The sequence below is a fragment of the Streptomyces sp. NPDC059142 genome, assembly GCF_042755665.1.
Lineage (GTDB): Bacteria > Actinomycetota > Actinomycetes > Streptomycetales > Streptomycetaceae > Streptomyces.
The window spans coordinates 13,845-22,313 of record NZ_JBHZDA010000105.1; the positions used below are offsets into that span (position 1 = coordinate 13,845).

General features: G+C 74.7%; 10 protein-coding genes. 3 read left to right on the forward strand and 7 right to left on the reverse strand.

What is annotated here, in order from left to right; all coding sequences use genetic code 11:
* The 6 genes from ACFXPK_RS27970 to ACFXPK_RS27995 all read right to left on the reverse strand — a co-directional run.
* The coding region (locus ACFXPK_RS27970) for a glycosyltransferase family 4 protein (protein WP_385079769.1) at positions 1 to 967 on the reverse strand (967 nt) is incomplete at its 3' end.
* A gap of 132 nt (positions 968 to 1,099) precedes the next feature.
* Positions 1,100 to 1,837, reverse strand: a complete 738-nt coding sequence (locus ACFXPK_RS27975; RefSeq protein WP_385079772.1) for a hypothetical protein — start codon at positions 1,835 to 1,837, stop codon at positions 1,100 to 1,102.
* A 65-nt stretch (positions 1,838 to 1,902) separates the two neighbouring features.
* Positions 1,903 to 3,651, reverse strand: coding sequence for a DNA repair protein RecN (gene recN / locus ACFXPK_RS27980; RefSeq protein ID WP_385004903.1), 1,749 nt, complete (start codon positions 3,649 to 3,651; stop codon positions 1,903 to 1,905).
* A gap of 124 nt (positions 3,652 to 3,775) precedes the next feature.
* Complete coding sequence (locus ACFXPK_RS27985; RefSeq protein ID WP_385004921.1) at positions 3,776 to 4,714, reverse strand: NAD kinase; 939 nt, start codon at positions 4,712 to 4,714, stop codon at positions 3,776 to 3,778.
* Positions 4,715 to 4,737: 23 nt separating this feature from the next.
* On the reverse strand, positions 4,738 to 5,553 hold the full coding sequence (locus tag ACFXPK_RS27990) for a TlyA family RNA methyltransferase (RefSeq protein ID WP_385079775.1): 816 nt from the start codon (positions 5,551 to 5,553) through the stop codon (positions 4,738 to 4,740).
* Positions 5,554 to 5,587: 34 nt separating this feature from the next.
* Positions 5,588 to 5,845: a hypothetical protein gene (locus ACFXPK_RS27995; RefSeq protein ID WP_385004907.1), complete on the reverse strand. Its 258-nt coding sequence runs from the start codon at positions 5,843 to 5,845 to the stop codon at positions 5,588 to 5,590.
* A gap of 43 nt (positions 5,846 to 5,888) precedes the next feature.
* Here ACFXPK_RS27995 and ACFXPK_RS28000 point away from each other — a divergent pair, with 43 nt between their 5' ends.
* Positions 5,889 to 6,236 carry a sterol-binding protein gene (locus ACFXPK_RS28000; RefSeq protein WP_385079778.1) on the forward strand — a complete coding sequence of 116 codons (348 nt, stop codon included), beginning with the start codon at positions 5,889 to 5,891 and terminating at the stop codon, positions 6,234 to 6,236.
* On the opposite strand, the gene ACFXPK_RS28005 is transcribed toward ACFXPK_RS28000, so the two are convergent.
* Entirely contained in the window at positions 6,225 to 7,091 is an 867-nt protein-coding gene (locus tag ACFXPK_RS28005) for an ABC transporter ATP-binding protein (RefSeq protein ID WP_385004911.1), read from the reverse strand. The two genes, ACFXPK_RS28000 and ACFXPK_RS28005, sit on opposite strands and share 12 nt — an antisense overlap.
* A 157-nt stretch (positions 7,092 to 7,248) precedes the next feature.
* On the opposite strand from ACFXPK_RS28005, the gene ACFXPK_RS28010 reads away from it, so the two are divergent.
* Both ACFXPK_RS28010 and ACFXPK_RS28015 read left to right on the forward strand, forming a co-directional pair.
* Complete coding sequence (locus ACFXPK_RS28010) at positions 7,249 to 7,404, forward strand: hypothetical protein (RefSeq protein ID WP_385079780.1); 156 nt, start codon at positions 7,249 to 7,251, stop codon at positions 7,402 to 7,404.
* Positions 7,401 to 8,282 carry a siderophore-interacting protein gene (locus tag ACFXPK_RS28015; RefSeq protein WP_385079783.1) on the forward strand — a complete coding sequence of 294 codons (882 nt, stop codon included), beginning with the start codon at positions 7,401 to 7,403 and terminating at the stop codon, positions 8,280 to 8,282. The genes ACFXPK_RS28010 and ACFXPK_RS28015 overlap by 4 nt, the downstream gene beginning before the upstream one ends.
* Positions 8,283 to 8,469 lie beyond the last annotated feature (187 nt).

Sequence of the window (8,469 nt, forward strand, 5' to 3'; positions counted from 1 at the left end):
GCGGGGCGCCCCCCGCCGGCCGCCCCCCCCGCGGGGGGGGGCGCGCCCCCTCCGCGGCGGCCCGGCGCCCCCCCCCCCCCCGGGGGGGGGGGGGCGCCCCCCCCACCGCCGTCGCGACCAGCGGTACGCCGAGCCGCAGCGCCTCCTGGGCGAGGACCGAGCGGGCCTCCCAGCGGGAGGCGAGCACGGCGATGTCCGCCGAGGCGAGAAGTTCGCTGATGTCGTCCCTGCGGCCGATGAGCCGGACCGGCAGGTCGTCGGCCTCGATCCGGCGCTGGAGACGGGCGCGTTCGCGGCCCTCGCCCGCGATGGTGAGCAGCGGGGCGGGGTCGAGGTCGCGCCAGCCGGCGACGGCGTCCAGCAGCGTGTCGTACCCCTGCTCCGGTACGAGGCTGCCCACGGCCATCAGTAACGGCCTTTCGACGGCGCCGAGTTCGGCGCGGGACTTGTTCTCCTCGCCGGCCGCCCCCGGCCGGGGCGCGGGGAGGCCCACCGGTGCGAGGCGGGCGTCGCGCGCGCCCCGGGCGCGTGCCCCGTCGACCAGTTCGGAGGTGGCGCCGAGCACCACAGAAGCGGCCCGGACGGCGCGCCGTTCCAGCATCCTCAGCAGCCGGCCCCGGGGGCCCTCCGCCTCCGTACGGGTGTGCCAGGTGACGACCAGCGGAACCCGCAGACCGCCGAGGGCGAGCGCGGTCCTCACGGCGGCGTGCAGCCCGTGCGCGTGCACCACGTCCGCTCCGGCGCACGCCGCCCGGAGCGCCGCGACCGAGGCCGGGTCACCGCGCCGGGCCACGGGGACGTGCAGCGCCCCCGCGCCACTGAAGTCGTAGGTCAGGTCGAGAGCGGCGGGGGCGCAGACCGTGACGCGCACGCCCCGGGCGACCAGCCCGGCCGCCAGCGATCGGACGTGCGCGCTGCTGCCCGCGCTGCCACCGCCCAGTACCTGGACCGTACGCAGTTGTGTCACGTGGGCAGGGCTCCTGGATTCGGTGAGGGGGTGGCGAGGGGGGTACGTCAAGGATGCCAGTCCGTACGCACGTTCCGGCACCGCCGGGGCGCCGTTCCTGGGTCGGGCGCCGCAACTCCGCGCCCGGATCACTCACACGGGTGAAAGCGCGGGCCGGCCTTGCCGGTGCGGTTTCTCGCTCACCGTCCGGCCGACCCTGTCACCGTACGCCGTCACGGCGACGACTCCCAGTGCGTGCAAGGCCAGTCCGGCCCGGCCGTTGCCCGCCACGACGGCGGCGCCCAGGGCCGCGCCGAGCGCGTGGGCGCCCGCGTCGCCGAGCATGGTCCGTTCACCGAGGTCGGCTCCGGCGACCGCGGCGGCGGCGCCCACCGGTACGGCGGCCAGGGCGCCCGCCGTACCGCCGCGCAGCAGGCCGGGCGCCCCGAGGGCGAGCACCGCGACGCAGGCCCTGCCGGGGCGTACGTCGAGGAGGTTGACGCAGTGCGCGCCGCCCGCGATCACGACGCCCGCCAGGAGACGGTCCAGCGGATGTTCCTTGAGCAGCGCGCCGGCGGTGAGCGCGGCGGCGCCGATGCCGAGGAGTTTGACGGCGCCGGTGGTCAACTCGCCGTGGCGCAACGCGCGCAGATGCGCGCCGAAGCCCCGGCGCGGATCGCCCGCGCCGGCCCGGTCGTCGTACGCGCCGCAGGCGCCCGCGGCGAGGACGGCCAGGGTGACCGCGCCCCGCGCGGGGCTGGCGGCGGCCCCGGCGGCGGCGCCGAGGACCGTCGCGGGACCGGCGTACAACTCGACGGTGCGACCGGCGTAGTTGCTCCGCCGCCATCGCGCGGGATTCCCCGGCGCGCGGGAGCGGAGCACTTCGTACACCGCCCGTGTGGTGCCCAGGGCGGTGAGGAACGCGGCGGTTTGGCTCGCCCCGGGGGCCCCGCGGTTCACTCCGAGCGCGCCGTCGCCAGCAGTTCCTCGGCGTGGGCGCGCGCGGTCTCCGAGTCCTCCTGGCCCGCGAGCATCCGCGACAGCTCCCGTACCCGGTCCTCACCCTCCAGGACCGTCACGCCGGAGCGGGTCACCGATCCGTCGACGGTCTTCTCGACCAGGAGCTGCCGGTCCGCGAAGGCCGCCACCTGGGGAAGGTGGGTGACCACCACGACCTGCGCCGATCTGGCGAGCTTCGCCAGCCTGCGGCCGACCTCGACGGCCGCCTTGCCGCCGACGCCCGCGTCGACCTCGTCGAAGAGGTAGGTCGGTACGGGGTCGGACCCGGCGAACACCACCTCCACGGCGAGCATCACCCGGGACAGCTCACCGCCCGACGCGCCCTTGGCGATGGGCCGGGGCTGGGCGCCGGGGTGCGGGGCCAGCAGCAGTTCGACCTCGTCGACGCCGTGCGGCCCGTAGGCCACGGAGCGTCCGCCGACGTCGACCCCCGCGCTCTCGTCCGCCGACTCCGTCTGCCGGATGTCGAAGGAGACGCGCGCGTGCGGCATGGCCAGGGAGGCCAGCTCCGCCGTGACATCCTCGGCGAAGCGCGCCGCCGCCTCCGTACGGGCGTCGGTCAGCGCCTGGGCGAGTCCGGAGAGTTCGGCGCGCAGCGCGTCGCGTTCGGCCGTCAGCTCGCCGATCCGCTCGTCGTCGCCCTCCAGCTCGGTGAGGCGCGCGGCGCTCTCCTCGGACCAGGCCAGTACGGCGTCGATGTCGGCGCCGTACTTCCTGGTCAGCGCGGTGAGCGCGGCCCGGCGTTCCTCGACGGTAGCCAGTCGGAGCGGATCGGCGTCCAAGTTGTCCGCGTATCCGGCGAGTTCGCCCGCGACGTCCGTGAGCAGGATCGCGATCTCCCCCATCCGGTCGGCGAGTCCGGCCAGGACCGGGTCGTGGGACCGTACGGCCTCCAGGGCCCGTCCGGCGCCTCCGACGAGGGTGGTCGCGTCGACGACCTCCGGGTCCTCGGGGTTGCCCGCGAGCGCCGCGTGGGCGAGGGAGGCGGCGGAGGCGAGCGCTTCCGCGTGGCCCAGCCGCTCGGCCTCCGCGGCGAGTTCGGCGTCCTCGCCCGCCAGGGGTTCGACCGACTCGATCTCGGTGAGCCCGAAGCGCAGCAGATCGGCCTCCTGCGCGCGCTCCCTGGCCCGGGTGGTCAGTTCGTCCAGCTCCGTGGCCACGGCCCGCAGCCGCCGGTACGCGGCGGTGTACGCGGTGTGCGGTACGGAGACGGCGTCCCCCGCGTACCGGTCCAGGGCCTTGCGCTGGCGCGCCGGGCGCAGCAGGCCCTGCTGGTCGGTCTGGCCGTGCACGGCGACCAGGTCGTCCGCCAGCTCGGTCAGCACGCCCACGGGCACGGAACGCCCGCCGAGGTGGGCGCGCGAGCGCCCCTCGGCGGAGACGGTTCTGCTGATGAGCAGCGCGCCCTCGTCCAGCTCCGCGCCCGCCTCCTCGGCGCGCAGCGTCGCGGGCGCGCCGGGGTCGAGCGTGACCCGCCCCTCGACGACCGCCGACTTGGCGCCGATCCGCACCAGGGCGGGATCGGCGCGACCGCCGAGCAGCAGTCCCAGACTGGTGACGACCATGGTCTTGCCCGCGCCGGTCTCGCCGGTCACCGCCGTGAAACCGGGTGACAGCTCGACCACCGCGTCGTCGATGACCCCGAGCGACCGTATCCGCATCTCCTCCAACACGGTGACGACCATACGAGGTCCTGGCGCCGGGTGCGCGACGCACCCCACCCCCGAGCGCACGGGAGGGCCGGTGTCCGGGCGGTCCACCATTCGCCCTATACGCGGCGAAACCACCCGGAACCGTACAGGGAGGGGATCAGTGCGGCGCCCCGCGCCAGCCGGAGACCGGCAGCGCGAACTTGGCCACCAGCCGGTCGGTGAACGACGCGTGGTGCAGCCGCGCCAGCCGTACCGGGACGGAGCCGCGCCGCACCTCCACCCGGGCGCCCGGGGGCAGCTCGATCGTGCGGCGTCCGTCGCACCACAGCACCCCGTTCGGGGTGTCCTGCTGGACCTCCACCGCGAGCACCGTCGTAGGCGATGTCACCAGGGGTTTCGCGAAGAGCGCGTGGGCGCTGATCGGCACCATCAGCAGCGCCTCGACCTCCGGCCAGACGACCGGGCCGCCCGCGGAGAAGGCGTACGCCGTCGAACCGGTGGGGGTCGCGCAGACGATGCCGTCGCAGCCGAATCCGGTGACCGGTCTGCCGTCGATCTCCAGGACGACTTCGAGCATCCGCTCGGGCGAGACCTTCTGCACGGCCGCCTCGTTGAGCGCCCAGTCCTCGTGGACGACATCGCCGTTGCTGTGCACGACGACATCGATCGTCATCCGCTCCTCGACCTCATACTCACGGGTGACGACCCGGTCGACGACCTTGTCCAGATCGTCCCGTTCCGCCTCGGCGAGGAAGCCGACCCTGCCCAGGTTGACGCCGAGCATCGGCACACCGGAGGCGCGCGCGAACGCGGCGCCGCGCAGCAGCGTGCCGTCCCCGCCCAGCACGATCAGCAGCTCGCACCCCTCCAGCGCGTCGGGGATGGCCTCGGAGGCGGTCTGGACGGAGTCCGGCAGCGGCAGATCGGGCGCCTCGCTGTTCAGCACCCGTACCCCGATACCGCTGCGCACCAGCCCGTTCACGACCAGTTCCGCGCTGCGGATGGCCGCCGGACGGCCGGTGTGGACCAGCAGGAACACGGTCCGGTCGGCGTTCGCCGCACGTTCCTCGCTCAAGGTTCTCTCCCCGTCGCGCATCAGTTCCTCCGCCGCGTTCGTCGTCACCGGGGGCCCTCCGCCACTGCGCGGTCGACGTCCGCCGGGTCCAGCTCGGGCGCGCCGGCGCGCAGCCACAGGAAGTACTCGACGTTCCCCGAAGGTCCGGGCAGCGGGCTGGCGGTGACGCCCCGTACGCCGAGGCCCAGTTCACCCGCCCGCCGCGCCACGTTCCGTACGGCCTCGGCGCGCAGCTCGGGGCTGCGGACCACACCGCCGCTGCCGAGCCGTTCCTTGCCGACCTCGAACTGCGGCTTGACCATCATCACGAGATCGGCGTCGGGGGCGGCGCAGCCCACCAGGGCCGGCAGCACCACCCCCAGCGGAATGAACGACAGATCCCCCACGATCAGATCCACGGGCTCCCCTTCGATCGCATCGAGCGTCAACTCACGTACGTTCGTACGGTCCTTGACGGTGACGCGTTCATCGCTCCGCAGCGACCAGGCGAGTTGTCCGTATCCGACGTCGACCGCGACGACCCGGGCGGCCCCGGCGCGCAGCAGCACATCGGTGAATCCGCCGGTGGAGGCGCCCGCGTCGAGGGCCCGCCGGCCGCGTACCTCCAGGCCGAGCGGGACGAAGGCGGCGAGCGCGCCCGCGAGTTTGTGGCCGCCGCGCGAGACGTAGTCGGGGTCGCCGTCGTCCGCCTTGACGACGACGGCGGCGCTGGTCTCCACCTGCGTGGCGGGTTTGGTCGCGGTGGTGCCGCCGACGGTCACCCGGCCCGCGGCGATGAGCTGGCTCGCGTGCTCGCGCGACCGCGCGAGGTTACGGCGTACCAGCTCGGCATCGAGACGGCGGCGTGCCAGTCCAGCCACGTTCGGTTCAGCTCCTGTGGTCGTACGCGAGAGGTCACCGGGGAGGTCCCGGGGGTGCCGGACGTGCGTCGAGCGCGCTCAGCGCCTCACGCAGTCCCCCGTGTACATCCTCGTACACCTCGCCATGTCCCTCGGCGGGGAGGTGGTCGGCGTCGGCGAGCCGGGCCAGCGTACGGTCCACCCCGTCGTCGCCGGTCGGGGTGCGGGCCACGCCGAGGGGGCGGGGCGCCGCCGGGTCGGGCGCGGGCGGATCCGCCGCGCCGGGGGCCGGGTCCGCGGTCACGTCGCTCATACCCGAGACGCTACCGCGAAGAGCTGCGGTAACGTCGGTCGCGATGGCGACCATGGAGGAGTGCCGCGGCGCACTCGACAAGCTCTCCGACAATCTGGCGCGCACCGACGGCGAGGCCGGCGGAGCGGCCGGGTTCGACCGTTCGCTGAGCTGCCACATCACCGATCTGGATGTCACGTTCACCGGGCGTCTGGTGGACGGCAGGATCGAGGTGGCGGACGCGGCCCCCGGGCCGCCGCCCGGAAAGACGCAGATCAGGCTGGCCATGACGGGTGACGACCTGGTGGCGCTGGTCGACGGCGAACTGAACTTCGCCCGCGCGTGGGGTTCGGGCCGGGTCAGGCTGGAGGCGGGCTTCCGCGATCTGCTGCGGCTGAAGTCACTTCTCTAGCACCGCGGCGGCCTCGGCCGGGACCTCGTCCACGGCCGGCCCGGACGGCTGTTCCTGCGGCGGCTTGCGGCGCGCGCGCCGCCCGGCGGGCACCACCAGCGGCGTCCCCGTCTCCGGGTCGTCGATGACCTGGCAGCGCAGCCCGAAGACCTCTTCCACCCGCTCGGCCGTCACGACCTGGGCCGGGGAGCCCTCCGCCACGATCCGCCCGTCGCGCATGGCGATGAGGTGGGTGGCGTACCGGGCGGCGTGGTTGAGGTCGTGCAGGACGGCGACGAGCGTACGGCCCTGGGTCTCGTGCAGCTCGGCACAGAGGTCGAGCACGTCGATCTGGTGCTGGATGTCGAGGAAGGTGGTCGGCTCGTCCAGCAGGAGCAGCGGCGTCTGCTGTGCGAGGGCCATCGCGATCCACACGCGCTGGCGCTGGCCGCCGGAGAGTTCGTCGACGTAACGGTCGGCGAGTTCACCGACCCCGGTGGCCGCCATGGACTCCCCGACGATCCGCTCGTCCTCCGGCGACCACTGGCGCAGCAGCCCCTGGTGCGGGTAACGGCCGCGCGCCACCAGATCCGCGACGGTGATGCCGTCGGGCGCGATGGACGACTGCGGAAGCAGGCCGAGGGTCTTGGCGACCTTCTTCGCGGGCATCGCGTGGATGACCGAGCCGTCGAGCAGGACGCGCCCCTCGGCCGGCTTGAGCATCCGGGAGAGCGCGCGGAGCAAGGTCGACTTGCCGCAGGCGTTCGGGCCGACGATCACCGTGAAGGAGTGGTCGGGTATCTCCACCGACAGATCGCGGGCGATGACCCGCTGGTCGTAGCCGAGGGTCACCGATTCCGCGGTGAGGCGCTGCATGGTCGTACTCCTGGGGTCCGCGGGGTTCATGGCCGTGACCGGTACCGGCGCTCCATGACCGGGCCGGCCTCGGTGGCCAGGTGGTGGGGACTGTCGAGCAACACGGGGTTAGGTTAGCCTACCCTCGCATCCCACTTCGATAAGGGACATCCTCGTCATGACCAGCCCACCGCCCGCCCGCGGCCGAGGCGGGCGGGACCGCCCGTGGCGCGACGAAGCGCCCACCGAAGCACAGCGCCGCCCCGCGGGGCGCGCCCCGCTCCCGGAACAACTCGCCGCCGCCGTCGAGAAGTCGAAGAGGCTCCCCGTATGACCAACGCTTCCCCGTCCCTGGCCCCGTCCGCCCCCGCGCCCCGCGCGGCTCCCACCTCGTCCCCCTTCCAGTTCTTCTCCGTCGAGGTGCTCCGCGCGGAGCGGATCACCCCCGCGATGGCACGGATCGTGCTCGGCGGGCCGGACCTCGCGCGGATGGCGTCGGCCGGCCGCGACCAGCGCGTCAAACTGTTCCTGCCCCGTCCCGGCCAGAGCGAGCCGGTCATGCCGCCCGCGGGGACGGCCGACTGGTACGGCGCGTGGCGCGCGCTCGACCCGGCGGTGCGCGGCATCATGCGGACGTACACGATCCGCGAACTGCGCCGCGCGCCGGACGAACTGGTCATCGACTTCGCTCTCCACGCGGAGTCCGACGACGCGTCGGGCCCCGCCTCGCGCTGGGCGAGGAGCGCGGTGCCCGGCGACCGCATCTGCGTGCTGGCCCCGGTCGAGGAGGAGAACGGCGGGTACGACTTCCGGCCGCCGGACGGCACCGACTGGATCCTGCTGACCGCCGACGAGTCCGCGCTCCCCGCCGTCGCGTCCATCCTCGACACCCTGGCACCGGGCACCCCGGCCCGGGTGTGGATCGAGGTCCACGACCCGGCGGACCGTCAGGAACTCGCCACGAAGGCGGACGCCGACATCACCTGGCTCGTCCGGAACACCTCGCCCGCCGCCCCCGACGCCATCCGCGCCGCCGCGCTGCCGGAGGGCACGCCGTACGCCTGGGTGGCGGGGGAGGCGGCCACGGTGAAGGCGGTACGCCGCCACCTCGTCGGGGAGCGCGGCTTCGACCGCCGGGCGGTGAAGTTCAGCGGTTACTGGCGCCAGGGTGCCTCGGAGGACAACCTGATGGAGGCGGCGGAGAACGCGTGACACCGGCCCCGCCGGTGCCGGTACGGGTACCCGCACCGGCCCTGAGCCCCGGACCCGCCGGCCCGGGGCAACGGACAACGGGCGGCGGACAACGGGCGGCGCGGCGCCCGGGGCGGGCCCGCGCCCCGGGGGGGACGCCCCGCGACCCCCCCCCCGCCCCCCCCCCCCCCGCCCCCGCCCCCCCCCG

Coding starts and splice junctions, on each gene's coding strand:
- ACFXPK_RS27995 (WP_385004907.1), bottom strand. CDS start 5,845: ATGAGCGACGTGACCGCGGACCCGGCCCCCGGCGCGGCGGATCCGCCC.
- recN (WP_385004903.1), bottom strand. CDS start 3,651: ATGGTCGTCACCGTGTTGGAGGAGATGCGGATACGGTCGCTCGGGGTC.
- ACFXPK_RS28000 (WP_385079778.1), top strand. CDS start 5,889: ATGGCGACCATGGAGGAGTGCCGCGGCGCACTCGACAAGCTCTCCGAC.
- ACFXPK_RS28005 (WP_385004911.1), bottom strand. CDS start 7,091: ATGCAGCGCCTCACCGCGGAATCGGTGACCCTCGGCTACGACCAGCGG.
- ACFXPK_RS28010 (WP_385079780.1), top strand. CDS start 7,249: ATGACCAGCCCACCGCCCGCCCGCGGCCGAGGCGGGCGGGACCGCCCG.
- ACFXPK_RS27985 (WP_385004921.1), bottom strand. CDS start 4,714: ATGCGCGACGGGGAGAGAACCTTGAGCGAGGAACGTGCGGCGAACGCC.
- ACFXPK_RS28015 (WP_385079783.1), top strand. CDS start 7,401: ATGACCAACGCTTCCCCGTCCCTGGCCCCGTCCGCCCCCGCGCCCCGC.